The organism is Embleya scabrispora (assembly GCF_002024165.1).
Lineage (GTDB): Bacteria > Actinomycetota > Actinomycetes > Streptomycetales > Streptomycetaceae > Embleya > Embleya scabrispora_A.
The window spans coordinates 35,227-50,557 of record NZ_MWQN01000001.1 but is presented as its reverse complement, the minus strand read 5'-3'; the positions used below and the strand labels follow the sequence as shown (position 1 = coordinate 50,557).

Annotated in this window: 11 protein-coding genes; 5 read left to right on the top strand and 6 right to left on the bottom strand. The window is 71.7% G+C overall.

Features of this window, described 5'->3' with window-relative positions:
- Positions 1-153: 153 nt before the first annotated feature.
- Positions 154-1,182, bottom strand: coding sequence for a helix-turn-helix domain-containing protein (locus tag B4N89_RS00245; RefSeq protein WP_078973848.1), 1,029 nt, complete (start codon positions 1,180-1,182; stop codon positions 154-156).
- A gap of 71 nt (positions 1,183-1,253) precedes the next feature.
- Here B4N89_RS00245 and B4N89_RS00240 point away from each other — a divergent pair, with 71 nt between their 5' ends.
- From B4N89_RS00240 to B4N89_RS00230, 3 genes are all read left to right on the top strand, one after another.
- A complete protein-coding gene (locus B4N89_RS00240) occupies positions 1,254-2,474 on the top strand; it encodes an MFS transporter (protein WP_235618404.1) in 1,221 nt (406 codons plus the stop codon).
- A 483-nt stretch (positions 2,475-2,957) separates the two neighbouring features.
- The gene (locus B4N89_RS00235) at positions 2,958-3,617 is read left to right on the top strand and encodes a hypothetical protein (RefSeq protein WP_235618403.1); all 660 of its coding nucleotides are present in this window, start codon (positions 2,958-2,960) and stop codon (positions 3,615-3,617) included.
- A 205-nt stretch (positions 3,618-3,822) separates the two neighbouring features.
- On the top strand, positions 3,823-5,814 hold the full coding sequence (locus B4N89_RS00230) for a hypothetical protein (RefSeq protein ID WP_143657789.1): 1,992 nt from the start codon (positions 3,823-3,825) through the stop codon (positions 5,812-5,814).
- 170 nt (positions 5,815-5,984) lie between these two features.
- Here B4N89_RS00230 and B4N89_RS51095 read toward each other — a convergent pair whose 3' ends face one another.
- The 3 genes from B4N89_RS51095 to B4N89_RS00215 all read right to left on the bottom strand — a co-directional run bounded on the left by B4N89_RS51095 (position 5,985) and on the right by B4N89_RS00215 (position 8,718).
- The gene (locus B4N89_RS51095) at positions 5,985-7,034 is read right to left on the bottom strand and encodes a tryptophan-rich sensory protein (RefSeq protein ID WP_235618402.1); all 1,050 of its coding nucleotides are present in this window, start codon (positions 7,032-7,034) and stop codon (positions 5,985-5,987) included.
- Positions 7,035-7,238: 204 nt separating this feature from the next.
- Positions 7,239-7,394, bottom strand: a complete 156-nt coding sequence (locus B4N89_RS49500; RefSeq protein WP_161500573.1) for a hypothetical protein — start codon at positions 7,392-7,394, stop codon at positions 7,239-7,241.
- Between the two features lie 85 nt (positions 7,395-7,479).
- Positions 7,480-8,718 (bottom strand): ATP-binding protein, encoded by a 1,239-nt coding sequence (locus B4N89_RS00215; RefSeq protein WP_078973843.1) that lies wholly within the window; start codon positions 8,716-8,718, stop codon positions 7,480-7,482.
- Between the two features lie 626 nt (positions 8,719-9,344).
- On the opposite strand from B4N89_RS00215, the gene B4N89_RS00205 reads away from it, so the two are divergent.
- On the top strand, positions 9,345-10,094 hold the full coding sequence (locus B4N89_RS00205) for a hypothetical protein (protein WP_143657788.1): 750 nt from the start codon (positions 9,345-9,347) through the stop codon (positions 10,092-10,094).
- Between the two features lie 359 nt (positions 10,095-10,453).
- On the opposite strand, the gene B4N89_RS00200 is transcribed toward B4N89_RS00205, so the two are convergent.
- Both B4N89_RS00200 and B4N89_RS00195 read right to left on the bottom strand, forming a co-directional pair.
- Positions 10,454-11,737: a hypothetical protein gene (locus B4N89_RS00200; RefSeq protein ID WP_078973840.1), complete on the bottom strand. Its 1,284-nt coding sequence runs from the start codon at positions 11,735-11,737 to the stop codon at positions 10,454-10,456.
- A gap of 578 nt (positions 11,738-12,315) precedes the next feature.
- Positions 12,316-12,486, bottom strand: a complete 171-nt coding sequence (locus B4N89_RS00195; RefSeq protein WP_078973839.1) for a DUF5670 family protein — start codon at positions 12,484-12,486, stop codon at positions 12,316-12,318.
- Positions 12,487-13,130: 644 nt separating this feature from the next.
- Here B4N89_RS00195 and B4N89_RS00190 point away from each other — a divergent pair.
- A complete protein-coding gene (locus B4N89_RS00190; protein ID WP_235618401.1) occupies positions 13,131-13,898 on the top strand; it encodes a MerR family transcriptional regulator in 768 nt (255 codons plus the stop codon).
- Positions 13,899-15,331 lie beyond the last annotated feature (1,433 nt).

The window sequence follows — 15,331 nt, the reverse complement described above, 5'->3', positions numbered from 1 at the left end:
GGGGCGAGGACGGGAGCGCGCGGCAAAACCCTCGGGGCGACCGTTGCGTACCCTGTTTGTGTTCCGTACCGGATACGAAGCCGCTTCGGTCCCCGATCCGCCCCGCCGATCCCGCCCGTGGCGCACCGGACAGGATGCGGTGGCTCCGCTCCGTCAGGTGGCTTCAGCCGGAAGACGGACACCTTGGACCGGGGAGCCATTCCAAGTCACGGCATCGGCCGGTCGGCCGCCGTCCTGCCGCGCGTCCCCGCGGAACGTGCGTCGGTAGGCGTCCGGCGGCACGCCCACCGTCCGATTGAAGTGCCGGCGCAGCGTGGTCGCCGTCCCCATCCCCGTCCGCACCGCGATCCGCTCCACGCTGTCGTCGGTCATCTCGAGCAGTTCCTGGGCCCGGCGGATGCGCTGGTTCAGCAGCCAGCGCAGCGGAGTGGTGCCGGTCACCGCGTGGAAGCGCCGATCGAGGGTGCGCGTGCTCACGTTCGCCCGGCGGGCCAAATCCCTTACCGCCAGAGGTCGTTCGAGGTTGGCGAGGATCCAGTCGAGCAGTTCGGCGAGGCGGTGGTCGCCGTCGGAGGGCACCGGCGCGGTGACGAACTGGGCCTGCCCGCCCGGGCGATGCGGGGGGACCACGAGGCGCCGGGCGAGTGCGTTGGCGGCGGCGGCGCCGTGGTCGGTCCGGACGATGTGCAGGCACAGGTCGAGACCGGCCGCCTTGCCGGCCGAGGTCAGGATGCTGCCATCGTCGATGTACAGCACGTCCGGGTCGACCCGGACCCGGGGGTATCGGGCGGCCAGTTGCGCCGCATGCATCCAGTGCGTGGTGGCCCGCCGCCCGTCCAGCAGCCCCGCCTCGGCCAGTATGAACGCCCCCGAGCAGATCGAGGCCACCCGCGCGCCGGCCTCGTGCGCGGCCCGGACCGCGTCGACCAGATCGGGCGGCGGCTCGGTGTGCACGCTGCGACAGGCCGGCACCACCACGGTGTCGGCGGCGACCAGCGCATCCAGACCGTGGGCGGTGTCGGTCCGGAACCAGTCGCCGAAGCGCACCGCGCCCGGCGCGCAGACGGTGAAGTCGTACCAGGGATCGACGATGTCCGACCGGTTCACGCCGAACACCTCGCACGGCAGCGCGACTTCGAAGATGGTGACGCCCTCGGTCACGGCGAGGGCAACAGTGGCCATGGCGCAAAGTGTACGCACGCTGTCGTTCCCGTCACTCGTGATCGCCGTCCTTCGACACCACGCTGGATGCCGTGACTACGACACCCCGTGCCTGGTGGGGCGCCGCGCTCGCGGTGGCGGCGGTCGGCTGGGGCGCGAACCAGTTCGTTCCGCTGCTGCTCCTCTACCGGGACCGCCTCGACCTCTCCACAGCCACCCTTCAGGCGCTCTTCGGCCTGTACGCCCTCGGTCTCGTCCCGGGCCTCCTGCTCGGCGGCCCCATTTCGGACCGCCACGGCCGCCGCCGGGTCGCCCTGCTCGCGCTGGCCACGTCCCTGCTCGCCACCACTTTGCTGAGCGCCGGCACCTGCGGCGGCCTCTACGCCGGCCGGCTGATCGCGGGCGTGGCCAGTGGTGCGGCCTTTGCCTCCGGCGCGGCCTGGATCAAGGAGTTGTCCGCCGCGGGATCGCCGACCGGTGCCCGACGCGGCCCCCGCCGGGCGACCGTGGCGATGACCGTCGGCTTCGCGGCCGGCCCCCTCGTGGCCGGCGTCCTGGCCCAGTGGGCCCCCGCACCCACCGTGGTGCCCTACCTCCCGCACCTGGCCCTGACCGCGGCCGCGATCGGCGCGGCGCTGCGCACCCCCGAGATCCGACACGCCCGACCCGCCGGCGGTCTGTGGCGGCAACTGCGGCCGACCGGCACCCACGACCATCGCTTTCGTACCGTGGTCCTGCCCCTGGCCCCCTGGGTGTTCGCGTCCGCGTCGATCGCGCTGTCCTACCTGCCGGGACTGGTCGCCGACCGGGTGGCCGGCCACGCCGTCGTGTTCAGCGCCGGCAACGCCGGATTGACCGCGGGCGCGGGGATCGCCGTGCAGCCACTGGCCCGTCGCCTGGAGCAAGCCGGCGCCGGCCGGCCGATCCGGGTCTCGCTCACCCTCGTGGCCCTGGGCGTACTCGCCGCCGCGACGGCTGCGGCGAGTACCGAGCCGGCTCTGGTGCTCGCGGCGGCGGCGGTGCTCGGTGCGGGCTACGGCTGCTGTCAGGTGGCCGGCTTCGCCGAGGTGCAACGCATCGCCGCCGCCGACGAGTTGGCCGGGCTGACCGCCGTCTACCAGGCGGTCACCTACCTCGGCTTCGCCGTTCCGTTCGTGCTCGCGGCGGCCGAACCCGTACTCGCCCCGGGCCGGTCCCTGTCGATCCTCGCCGCCCTCGCCGCGGGCACCCTGTGGTGGACGAGCCGGCGGGCCGCCCGCGCCCGTCCCGATCAGGGTTCGCCCATTGGCGCCCTTCGCGGTCCGGAGCATTGATCGCTCGAAACCACCGCTTCCGGCGGCCGGGGACCACGGAACCACCGGTCGAGGGCGGCGCGGGTCGACCCCGAGAGCGCGCGGCGGACGCCTGCGTTGCGCGGGCTTTCGCCCCGGCATTCGCGGTGGGAATGATCGGCCCATCGCCGCGGTCACCGTCGCGGGTAGCGGAGTGACGCACGGCGGCCCTCGGTTCCCGTAGGCATCCATCGGCCTCTTCGTCCTTCGTCCTTTGTTCTTCGTCTGTCGTCCTGTCGGCGCTCTCGCGTAGGTTCCACACGGCCATCGTCGAATGGAGGCGAAGTGCGGGCATACGATTCGGGTTTCGGGGAGTCGGCGGATGCGCTGCGGGCGCGACCGGGGGCGGGCAGCGTCATCGATTTGCCCGGCGCCCGGGTTGCCGGGTGGTGTGGCGGTCGTGGGCCCGGCATCGGGACGGCGAGTTGGCCTCGGAGCCCGATCACCGGCCTGCCGATGGTGCACGTGATCACGATCGAACTGCCCCTGGAATACCGGCGCAAGGGCCCGGGCCTGGTTGCGATCGCCTTCTTCCAGGCCGACGATCACGTGGCCGTCGACGTCGCCGGAGCCGCCGACGCGTTGGGGGGCTCCCCACTCACGGCCGAGCAGGCCCGCGATCCGTTCTTCGTCGCCCTGGCGGCCGCAGCCGCGGCACGCCATCCCCATCAACGGGACCTGGAGGATTTCATCGGCGGGACACACGCGCTGATCCGGCTCACCGCGGCGGAGTTCGGCGCGCCCCGCATCGCACCCCCGGCCGAGATACGACCCACCGGCCGCTTCGACAACCTGGGTTGCAACGCCTGGGACGACAGCGTTCCCGAAAGCACGGTCTGGATCGGCGAGCGCGTCGGCGACATGAACACCGGCATCGCCCCGTCGGAGGACGACGACGGCGACTACGTCGGGGCCTGGTCCTCGAACGATCCGCAGTTGCAGGAGTTCTGGACCGCCGCCATGGGCCGCTCCCATCTCGGCGGGACGGTGTTGCCCTGCCAGGCCGTACCGGAGGGGCTGACCCCATACGTGTTCGAACTCGAAGACGGCGTCGGCGGCGCCGACTTCGGCGGCGGCAACGCACAGATCGACCTCGAATCGGATGTCTTCGACTGGGCGCAATGACCGGTGGCACCGACTCCCCGAAGCGGACGCGGCGTCGCCGGTTCGTTCCCGCCGCCATGGAGGCGAGGAACAGGGCGAAGCCGGGCACCATCACAACGGGGTGGGCCACGTTGATTTACCCGGCTCCGAATTCGGGCCCCCGGGGCGAGCGGGCGACCCTCGGGGTCCCGGCGTGGACGTCGGTGCGGCACGGTAGGGATGTCTCATGACATCCAGGCAGGTGGATTCCCCGAGTGCGTGTCTGTCCTCCGCGTTGCGGGGTCTGATCCTCGACGACGAACTCGGTCATCCGGAGGCGTTGACGGGCCTCGAACAGGTTGGCGGCTACCTCTGCGGCACCTGGGACCCTCCGGCCGGGTCGGACGGGCCGCCCGTCGTGGGCGACGGGTCCTGGACGGCGTTGATCGGCCGCATGGGCGCGGTCGCGCTGCGGGCGGCGGCCGCCTCGACGCGGGACGAGCATCGCGAGGCGCTGCTCGGGCTCCTCGAGGTGTGGGCGGGCACGCCGTTGGCCGACCCGACGGTCCGGCTGCGTACGGGTGGTGCGCGTGCCGAAGCCGGGGCGGTGCGCGGCGAGGCGGGCGCCACCATCGCGACCGGGCGGCCGTACGGCGACCGGTGTGTCGTGCTCCAGGCGCGTTTCGGGGAGGCCGATCCGCCCGAGTTCGGTGAGCCGACCGGCTGGGTCGAGGTGGAGCGGGGTTGGGGCGACCGGGAGCAACTGCGCCGCCTGGTCGCGCTGGTACGCGAACGCGGGCCCATGGCCTGGGATCCGGGGGCGGCGGGACGGTTGAGCAAGCAGACCGGCGTGTCCCGAGCCGGGGCGGCACTGCTGCTGATCGGCGACGCCGGCGGGATGCGTTTCACGGAACCACTCGATCGCGATCAGTGCAGGTTGCTCGGGCTCAAACCGGCCGAAACAGAGGCCGGGTACGACGAGTTGGGGTGGACGGGGAACTTCGACCGGCTGGATCTGCTCGCGCGGGTGTTGCCCGAGGACCCGGCCGAGTTGTGGGAGCCGGCCGGCCCCACCGTGCTCGCCGACCGGATCGGCGCAGCCTGGCGGACCCGGTACGGCCGCTCGGACCCGGCCCCCGAGGCGAGCCTGGCCGTGGTGGCCGAACTCGCCCCCGTCGACTGGGCCATATCGGCAGCGGATGTCTGCTCCGCCTTCCTGTCCCCGCAGACGCACCCCCTGGCCGGCCGGGACCACGACACGTGGCTGACGGAGGCTGTCGACGGAGTGCGCTGCAGCGGCGAGGACGAAAACCACCTCCGCTTCAAGAGGTTTCTGGTCGTGATGGCCGGGACGCTGCCCGTCGTCTACGCCGAGCTGCCCGCCGGGGATCCCGTCCGCGCCGGGCTGCCCGCGACCGTGGCCGCGTTGCGCGCCCGACTCGACCATCCGCGACTGCTGTTGCCCGCCGATCACACCCCGTACCTCCACCGGGACCTCGATCGGCTGCGGGGTGCGTTCGGCAAACGGCCGTACGCGGGCCCGGTCCCGCTCACCGCGGCGAGTTTCGACGACGGATTGACCGTCGCCACCATCGAGGAACCCACCGAGCGCTCTTCGCGCACCGCCGCACGCGTGCATTTCCGTCCCGCCCACTACGGGGACGACGAGCGTTCGGCGTTGCTGCGCGAGGTCGTCCCCGAGCCATCGGCCGTTCGCCACGCCGTGGACGTGCTGCGCGGCGACTGGTGCACACGCGTGCTGGAGCGGGTCGCCGACGACACGCTGCCGGTGGGCGGGTACGAGAGCAATCCCGCGCTCAGTGCCCCCGAGACCGTCACGCGCGTCGAGCAGGCGCTCGGAGTGAGCGCCGACGCCGCCGCGCTGTACCTGCAACTGCTCGCGCTGCCACGGCCGGCCGATCGCCGGGTCCGCCGGTGGAACGGCTGGAACATCGCCCGCCACCGACAGGCCGCCGCCGCACTCGTGGCGGCCGGCGTGGTGATCACCGGCAAACGGCCGCACGCCGGCCGCGAACTCTTCCTCCCCTGCGTCTGGGCCAAGGCCCACAAGCCGCAGTGGCCGATGGAGACGTGGAAGGCGGACCTGCTCGGCATACCGCTGCACGGCCGCAAACACATCTGGGGCGACCTCACCTGGCGGCTGACCCTACCCGAACTGTTCGCCCACGCCTGGGACTTGGTCGAGCGCGGAGACGGACCCGGCTGGACCCGGGACTGAACCGGCTGCCCGACAGGGGGAGCCAGGCCGGCGCGAGGGGATGGGCCCGGCCGCCGGCAACCGGTCCTTCCCCTCCTTCGAAGGACCGCGCGACGAACGAGAACGGCCCGGAACCGCACAACACGCATGCCGGCCGCGTGGCCGACGAGCCTGTTCGGCGGGGACCGGCCCTATTGCGACGGCACGCTCGACCGGTGGAGGTTCCGGCGGCGTGGCGCGCGTGTGTTGCGCCGTGCGATGTCCGCGTTCAGGACGGTGGCGAACGCGCACCAGGCGGTGTAGGGGGCCAGGAGCGCGGCGGCGGTGGGGTCGGCCCGTGCGGTGAGTCGGATCAGGTGCGCGTTCGACGCGTCGAGCGCGAGGGTGCCGACCAGGCCCGCGATGGGGCTGCGCAGGCGGAAGAACATCCAATTCCAGGCGGCGTTCAAGGCCAGGTTCGTTGCCAGGCCGGCGGCCAGTGCGGTGCGGGGCGCTCCGCCGGTGCGGCGAAGGGCCCGCCCTCCTGCGGCGGCCACGCTCGCGTACACCGGGGTCCACACGGCGCCGAAGGCCCAGCCGGGCGGCTGCCACGGGGGCTTGTCCAGACGGCGGTACCAGGCGTCGTCGGGGTCGACCGCGCGTGCCCCGATCACCGCGGTCGCCGCCACGGCCATCGCCGCCGCGACGTACGGGCGCACGCTCACCGCCGCCCGGGCGGAGTCACCGTTTCGGAGAAGTCTCATGACGGGAGGCTGCCCCGACGCGTATGCGGTCAACGTCGCCGCTTGCCTCGGGCCGGAGGTGACCAGATCGACGTCGGCGCGGACGGCGCCGCGGTTCTGGAGGCGTCGCAGCGTGTCCAGGAGTTCGTCGCACCGGGGCCGGTTGCCGTCGTCACGGATAAGGGTGAACAGATCCGGTTCGCGTTCGGCCTCACCCATGAAGTTGCCGTGCAGCTGCACGGCGCGCGGGTTGTGGTGGCGCGGATCCAGGCGGCGGACGGCTTCGGTGAACGCCTCGCGCGGGGTCATCGCGTCCGTGTCGAGCGGCGGATGGGCGTCGCGCTGTTCGCGCAGGCCGTAGCGGATGGCGTCCGCGACGAGCTCGTGCTTGCCGGGCCGGCGCCGGTACAGGGTCGGGCGGGTGACGCCGGCATCGGCGACGGTCGTACGCGAGTACCCCGTCCGAGGCCAGGCGGGCGCGGGTCGCCCGCAGGATGGCCTCCTCGATCGCCGGGTCACGCGGCCGGCCTCCGGAGTGCGGCACACACCCCGCCCGGTGCTCGCACCGCGGCCACTCGCCGCACCCGACTCCATGGAGGACACCCCATGAACGCCCCCAAGCACGCCCTCGGCACCGCCGCCGCGCTCGCCGCCACGATAGCCTCCGTGGCCCCGTCCCCCGCGTCCGAGCACCACGGCGCCCAAGCCGACCGTGGTGCTGGTTCACGGCGCGTTCGCCGCCGACGTCCCTGCGAAGACCGCCGCGGCGATGGCCGCCTCGCAGCGGCCGATCGCCATCGAGGGATGCGGGCAGCCCGCGAAGCACGCGGCCTGGAAGACGATCCCCTCGTTCGCGCTGATCGCGAAGAAGAAGGACAAGGCGATCGCCCGGCCGGGTGTCCGTGTGCCGACGGCCGCTCCTTCGGTCCCGGACGCGGGATCAGGCGCGGTGGTCCGTTGCCGGTCAGTCCCGGCGGCCACTCCGGACGATCCGGTCGATCACGGCCGTGGCCGACTCCGGGTGCTCCTCCAGCCAGGTGCCCAGATGTTCCCGGACGGCCTGCCGGACGCAGGTGGCTACTTCGGGGTTGCCCAGCACTTCGCGTGTGGAGCCCTGGAATTCCGGGCGGTCCAGTTTCACCGACACGACCGCCGTCAGGCCCTCGCCGATGCGGTCCGCGCCGAGATCGGGGTCCGTGGCCCTCAGCAGCCGCCGTTTGCGCGCGTACGCGTTGATTACGTCGGCCATCCCGTCGCGCAGGCCCGCCTCGTGGGTGCCGCCGGATGTGGGCCTGCTGTTGGCGAAACTGCGGAGCCGCTCCATACCGGAGTCACGCCACCGCAACGCCACCTCCATCGTCCCGGCCATGCGCGGGTCCTCGCGGTCGAAGCCGATGACGTCCGGGTGAACGGGCGCCGCCGCCTGTGCGTCGAGGAAGGCGACGAAGTCCCGCGCTCCGCCCGGGGACCGGAACCGCTCCGACCGCGACTGGTCCGGGCGACGCCGGTCCGTCAGCGAAATCTCCAAGTCCCGGTTCAGAAAAGCCAGTTCCCTAAAACGCTCCGCCAGAGTGTCGAACGAGCACTGCGCCGTGCCGAAGATCTCGGCATCCGGCCAAAAGGTGATGGTGGTCCCGCTCCCGGATGCCGGCCCCGCGTTGCTGAGCGGTGTGACCGCGACGCCGCGCGCGTACTCCTGCACCCAACGGAACCCCTCGCGCCGCACCTCGGCCGTCGTCCGACTCGACAGGGCATTGGCCTCGAAGAGCCCCGCGCCGAACCAGCCGAGCGTCACGTCGTGGCGGCCACCGGGCCTCGGCCCCACGAGTTGGCGGGTCAGCAGGGCTTCGAGACCGGGACCGCCGGTATCCCCGCCGTCCTCGACGGGGATACCCGGCCCGTCGTCGGCGACACGCACGCCGCCGTCGGGCGTGACAGCGACGTCGACACGGTTCGTGCGGCCGGTCAGGACCTCGGTCACCGCCCGGTCGGCGACGTCGAACACCAACTGGTGCAGGCCGCGTTCGCCGGTAGAGCCGATATACATCCCGGGTCGCTTCCGAACGGCCTCCCACCCCTCCAACACCCGGATGTCGCCGGCACCGTACCCAATCGATTCCCCACTCACGATGTCCCCTCCGAGGGTGTGCGGCGAAAGCCCCAGCCTAGGCGAATCCCAAGAAAACACCAGGTCAGAGCCCATGTGCCGAAAGCGTGGACGAGTGTGTGAACGCCTGCCCGACGGCGGTCGGCCCCAGGGTCGTGACCTGCCCGCGCAACGCGGCCGCGGGCCCGCCGAGACCGCGTACGGCGCCGTTCCCACCAGCCCCGAGGTCCCCGGTTTCGATGTGTTGCAGGCCCGCCCCGAACACCACGGCGGACCGCTGCACACGGAGCCGATTCGGCTCCCCATCGAGCACCCACGCGCCCGGACGGGCAAAAGCGCTCCCGAGGGCAGAGGCTCGTGGCCGGCGTTGTGGCGAACGCTGACAGCGAGGATTCAGCAGAAGCCCGACCGGCCACGCGCCGCGAGGCCCCACCCGCAGAGCCGACGCTTCCCCGCCACCTCGCGACCCGACTCGAACAGGCCACCCCCGACACGATTTTCCTCCTGCCGCAGGGCGCCAACCACAGCCCCACGACACGGCGCCGCGCCGATGGAGTCGTGCGCCCGGTGTCGGGGCCGTCGGTGATGATCGCTTCCGTGACCGACATTCCGGCGCCCGACGCCCCTCTCGCCGATTTCGACGCGTACACCGGGGCGGTCGCCGCCGTCCTGCGGCGGACGACGCCCGCGGCACGGGCACGGAGCCTCGACCGGCCGACGACGTGTACCGGGCTTTGGCGTACGCGATCGAGCGGTACGAGCACGAACACCTCGAGGAGGTCCTCGCCGACCGGCCCCCGCACCCGCCGGTCCCGGCCGCGCCGGCGGGTGCGGGCGAGTGGGAGGGGCCACCGACCCGGGTGCCGGACGATGCCCCGGTCGCGGGGGCCTGCACGGGGCTGACCGCGGTGTCCGGGATCGGGGCCGCCGGATGGGACGAGTGGTCGTATGCGCCGGCTGTGGGCGTCGGACCGTTCCGGTTCGGTATGACCGTCGGCGAAGTGCTCGAGGCCGCGGCCGGCATACCCGGCCGGACGAGCGTCGGCGATTGCGCGCCGAGCCACGCGATCTTCTCCCGGACGTGGAGGATCGAGGTCCGCCGCCACGAACCGGCCGCTTCGCCGCTCGCGGTCACGGCGTACGTCAGTCGGGCCGTAGGGCTGTTCTGCCTTGCCGTCGACGCCGTGCACGGCCCCCGGGTCTCCTTCGACGGACTCGCGTTGGTGGGCAGGGACCGGGCGGGGCTGGAGCGCGACGTGATCGCGTACGTCAAGGCAAGGGGCGTGGACCTTTGCTACTCGGTCACGGGCTACGCGGGGCCGGACGTTTCCGGGCTCGTGATGTGCGAGCAGCCCATTGGATCCGTCATGCGGTCACGTCCGTTGTTCATGGTCACGCGCGACGGCGCGAACACCGAATGGGACTCGCTCCCCGCCGAGGAGTACCCGGGCAACGGTCCCTGCACCAACTGACGCCGTGCGCCGCCATCACCCACGCCGACGGGACGGTCGACCACACGACCGACGGGACGCGGCGGCGCGCCGGACGCGACGAAACCGCCACCGGACGGGCCCCGTTCGACAACCCGTCGAAGAGATCGGCTCCGACGAACGCGCCGGTGCCGCCGCACACCACCCCGTCGGGCGTGCGACCGGGCCGGGATCCACCTGCGGGTACCTCGAACTGATCGGCGGCCGGCCGGAACCGAGATTGTGGTAGAGATCCGCCGCGTGTCTGCGCAGGTCGGCTACGTCCGCCGCGTGCGCGGCCGGGGCGACGACGCGTGCTTCGCCGAAGATGGGGTCGGCCTCGAGGATCTCCGGCTGCGGGTCTACCGGGGGTCGGTCACCTCGGCGAATTCGACGCGTCCGGTGTCGTCGATCGCGAGCAGGCGTCCGGTGCGGGGGTGGCGGGCCCGGGCCGCGAAGTCCGGTTCGGCGAGGAGTCGCAGGCCGGTGGCGATCTCGTAGACGGCCAGGTGGGGGCGGAGGGAGTACAGGAGGGTGCCGTCGGTGGCGAGGTTGGCGACCGGTCCGGGGAACCAATCGGTCTCCGTCCCGGATTCCGTGTCGAAGATCCGTACGCCGTCGTGCATTCGATCGTCCACGCCGAATCCCCAGACCGCCAGTCGTCGGTCGTCGAGCCAGACTCGCGGGGCGTCCCAGAAGTCGATTCTGGGGCCGAGTTCACGGCGGGTGGGGCCGTCCTCGGATTCGTAGGGGTTGTCGGTCAGCCAGGCCTGGAGGTCCCACGTCGCGAGGACGCCGCACGGGGACCACATCCATCCGTCCGACACGATGCGGCGGCCGGTGGGCGAGACGCTCAGGCCGCAGAAGAAGTAGTCGAGGTAGTGCTCGTCGACGGGCATCTCGCGTCGCGGGCCGGGGGATGCGCGGTGGGTGAGGTTGGCGCCCGTCGACGGGTCGGAGCAGTCGAGCCGGTTCCACGCGGTGGCGTGCACGAGCACGGTGCGTCCGGCGACGTCGGCGAAGGCGACGGGGAACTCGCAGTTGCGCACGCGATAGTCACCGCGATCGAGTCGCATCGAGACTCGTCCGGACGCGGTTTCCAGGACTGCTCCGTGTCGGCCCTTCGCCTGTGCGACGGCGACGAAACGTCCGGCACGGTCGCAGGCGACGACGAGTTCGGCGTTCGCGCCCTTGTCCTGCGAGTCCAGGGGGATCGCGGTGATCTCACGCGTGAGTCCCGTCCGCCCGTCCAACTCCAGCAGCATGTCGTCACACGCGACGATCCAGCGTTCGCCGGGGGCGTCGACGACCGGGACCGCGGCCCGAAACCCGTCGAGGCGAACATCCGCCGGGCGGCGCAGCAGCGCGAGCCGGTCCGGGCCGTCGATCGCCCCGGGGAATCCCACGACGCCTTCCCAGGAGCCCTCGCGTTCCAGGCGTTCGACGTCCTCGGCCGAGGCGAGGGCGAGATCCGTGCCGGCACGGTTTTCCGCCGCGGGCGCGCGCTCCGCGCAGGGCTCGCAGAGGTAGTCGAACGTGCGCCGGCCCGGACGGAAGACCCGCAGGAACGACGCGTCGTCCGCGGTGAGATGCGGACATACCCCGCGCGCGTCACGGGGGGCCCATTCGGGTATGGGAGTTGTCATGCGGCGACCCTAGAGGGCGCCTGAGAAGGGTTGTTCAGGGGCGTGTCTTCTCAGTCCACGGGATGCAAGCGTGAGGACCGGCGCGGGCCGCGACGTGGACGAGGCCCCGTTGTGGACATCTTCCATCCGGCCCAACGGTCCTTATCCCGCGAGGGGATCGGCCCCGTCGTCCATTCGCGCGAAAGCTGCGGACTGCGCACCCGCCGGCCGAGGAAGGCAATATGCGGCGGTGACGCACGCCTCTCGGCGACGGACCCGCGGTGAAGGATCTCGGTGTTGCTTTCACCTGTTCGCGCGTTCACAGGGCCCATTGCCGTTCGGGCGGAGCCGGGGCGGCCGGTTGGAGGTGCAGATGATCCCCTGCATTTCACGGTCGCCCCGGCTTGATTCACCCCTACCCGGAAAGTCGGATTTCACTTCGGCAAACACCGGGCGTGCTTTCGGGAATCCCCAAATGGGCGCGCGACCAAAAAGGGGCGCGGTGGGCGCGATCCCGTGTGTCTCGGGATCGCGCCCACCGCGCCCCTTTCGGTGCGGCACGGATCACGTCGGAGCGCCGGCGGTGCCGACGGTGGCATCTACCAGCGGTACCACCGGCCACGCCGGCCACCCGTGCCGGCAGAGCGGAACACGAAGCCCAACGCCCACACGACCAGAACGATGACGGCAATCCACCACAGGGCCTTGAGCGCGAAACCGGCGCCGAAAAGGATCAGAGCGAGCAGAAGAACAACCAGAAGGGGAATCATTGTTTTACCTCCGACCCACGTCTGCCCCGCCCCCGGGAGAGCATTCACTGAAAAGGCCGCGTTTCGTGCCTGCTTTTTCGGACAGAATCCGCCATCGGCCCATCGGCCCATCGGCCCATCGGCCCATCGGCCCATCGGCCTCGCCGGCCGGCGGACAGGCCCACGGCCCGACCATGCTCGCGCCGTCACGACTCCGCCGCTTCCGGCACGTCGGCGGCCACCGACGGAGACCTCGAGGGCGCTCCGACGACGACCGTGCCGGCGTCGGACCCGGGCAGCCCTTCCCGGAGCTCGTCGAACGGGCGGCGTCGGCTCAACCGGACGGCATGGGCCCTCCAACCGCTGCCGGGCACCCCGCGCGGCGACGACACGGGGGTGCGGTGCTGCGACCGGAACACGCACGCCGCACGGTCGTCGGCCGACGCCGAGCCTTCCTAAACCGCAGCGCAACATACGAACCGCACCGGCGCAGTCGACCGTGGCGGCCCTGCGGAAACCTGAGCATCCTCGTCTTCAGGTATGGACATATTGCCGGTTGCCGGTCAACTCGCCGTCGCCGTCTTTCGCGCATCCCGAGGCGTCGCGGTGGGAAGGGCGCCGCCATGGCTTGAACCTCACGTGGTGTGAGGATGCATCGTGGCTCCATGACCACTTCTGCAACCTGGAAAGTAGGCCGGCTCGCGGAGTCCAGCGGTCTGACCGTGCGCACGCTGCACCACTGGGACACGATCGGTCTGCTCAGACCCTCACAACGCACCCCGGGGGGACACAGGGAATACACCGAGGACGACCTCGTCCGTCTCTATCAGGTGTTGGCGCTGCGTAGTCTGGGGCTGGCGCTGGACTCCATCGCGGCCTGTCTCGATGCGGGTATCGACCCGCTGCGGCTGGTCCGGGATCACTTGGCGGGTGTGGAGGCGTCCATCGAAGCGCTCGGCGTCCTGCGCGAGCGGCTCGTGCGACTCGGTGAGGAGTTGTCGGGCGACGAGGCTCCGGCGGCCACGGCTCTGCTCGATGCGCTGCGGGCGATCGGCGGCACCGGTCCGGAGGGCGAGCGTACGCTGGGGTGCCATTTGGAGGCCGACGAGATAGAGGTCCTACGGACCCGTGCCGCTGCTCTGGGGCCCGCGACGCATTACCTGCTCGAAGTCGAATGGCCCGGGTTGTACCGAAGAGCCGAACGACACCGTGCGGCCGGCACTCCTGCCACCGATCAGGCGGTCCGCCGACTGGTGGCCCGGATGGATGAACTGAGCGCGTTGTTCACCGGCGGCGATGCGGGTATCTCCGCCGGCGTGAGGGCTGCCTGGCACGATGATCCGGCCGCCATGTCGGCAGACCCCGATGCACCGGCCGACGACTGGCGAGATCTGGCCGAGTATCTGGACCGTGCTCGCCACGGCTCCGCCTGACCTGCGCCCGCCGCGTGGTCGCCCCCGCATTCACATTCGCCCCGAGGAGTCTGCCGATAAACCGACGGATCCGTATGCGTATCGCTCTGACCTCGACGATCCCCACTCTCCTCACTCTTCCCGTCATTTGCCTCTTGGCCGCGCTCGGCGCGGTCCCGTGGTCCCTGCTCGTCGCCCTGCCTGTGGTGCTCGTGGTCCAAGCCGCTGTCAACTTCTCCCACTTGGATCAGAGGCTGACGAAGACCCGCTCCGACCGCCCGGCCTCCGAGCAGACGTAGTCTCCCGCCCTCATGATGGCGTCGATCACCGGCTTTCAGGGCCAGCCGCAGTGGCCGGTGGCCTCGTCCTCTTTCGCGGCTACAGCGCCCTCTGCACGGTTTCGCACGTCCGCCTGCTCGTTGGTCCGACCGCGGCATCCACCGCGCCCGCGCCGCGACGGTCCCGGGCGGTGGATGTGTGGCCCTACCGGGAGCCGTCGCGACGCGGGCGCGGATGCCCCGATGTCCGAGTACCCGGACGTGCTCGGCCGAGTACGTCCTGCGGTAGCCGGTGCCCGCCTTATCCGGGGCCGGATGCGGCGGCAAGTGCGGGCGGGCAGGCGGCCTGACGATCGGCCATGCGGGTCACCGGGCTCAGCACAGGTATCGGGCGCGGAGTCGACGCCGAAGCTCTGCGAGCGTGATTCGGCGCGACGCCTGCCCGCCTGTCGGACGAGCTTCGCCCGCGCTCGTCGGATCCGCGCTCCACCGTGTCGATCCCGTCCCTCGAGCCGGGGGAGATCGTCGTGGAATTCCCGGGAACTCCCGTGCCCCGGAGCGAGATCGCACCCCTGTTCCCCGCGCTTCGCTCGCTGGTGAAGCCTCGCACGCCGAGCCGGTCGCCACCACGCGCTCCCGCGCCCATGAACCGCCGTCGGCGTGCGTTGGTGAGCGCCACACCCAATTTCACGCTGTGCTCGTCGCCACTCGCGTCGTTGTCGGTCGGGCCGGGTACCAACGTCGCTGCCGTCCAAGGCGTGTCCGGGGGCGAGTTCGTCGAGGTGCCGCCTTGTTCGAGGTGCAGTCGGATCAGGGAGAGCACGCGTTGCCACGTCAGTGGCCATCCGGTCGGGTTCCATCCGGGGTCGATCCGGCGATTCGCTCCCGGAGGGTGCGCCATCGGTCGAGATCGTTCCTGGTGGCCCAGGGGGCGTCGACAGTTCGCGAGGAACTGGCCGACGGGGTAAGCGTTGACGGCCGCGGCCTCGGGCGCGGCGAGGCGGCCGTACATGGCCGTGGTAGCCGCGGCACATCGCCGGCCCGTTCTCGGAAGCGTCGTCGTCGGCGTTCCACCCCACGCCCGGTTCGTCCGGCAGTTCGATCCGGTGTGGGTGCATCACACCGCCGGTTCGTGCGCGTCGTTGTTCGGCGATCCGCGCCCCGACGGGGTGCGAG

Bases quoted from the DNA above. Each gene is read 5' to 3' on its own strand.
- B4N89_RS00230 (WP_143657789.1), top strand. From the start codon at position 3,823: ATGACATCCAGGCAGGTGGATTCCCCGAGTGCGTGTCTGTCCTCCGCG.
- B4N89_RS00200 (WP_078973840.1), bottom strand. From the start codon at position 11,737: ATGACAACTCCCATACCCGAATGGGCCCCCCGTGACGCGCGCGGGGTA.
- B4N89_RS00215 (WP_078973843.1), bottom strand. From the start codon at position 8,718: ATGGGCTCTGACCTGGTGTTTTCTTGGGATTCGCCTAGGCTGGGGCTT.
- B4N89_RS00190 (WP_235618401.1), top strand. From the start codon at position 13,131: ATGACCACTTCTGCAACCTGGAAAGTAGGCCGGCTCGCGGAGTCCAGC.
- B4N89_RS00195 (WP_078973839.1), bottom strand. From the start codon at position 12,486: ATGATTCCCCTTCTGGTTGTTCTTCTGCTCGCTCTGATCCTTTTCGGC.
- B4N89_RS00245 (WP_078973848.1), bottom strand. From the start codon at position 1,182: ATGGCCACTGTTGCCCTCGCCGTGACCGAGGGCGTCACCATCTTCGAA.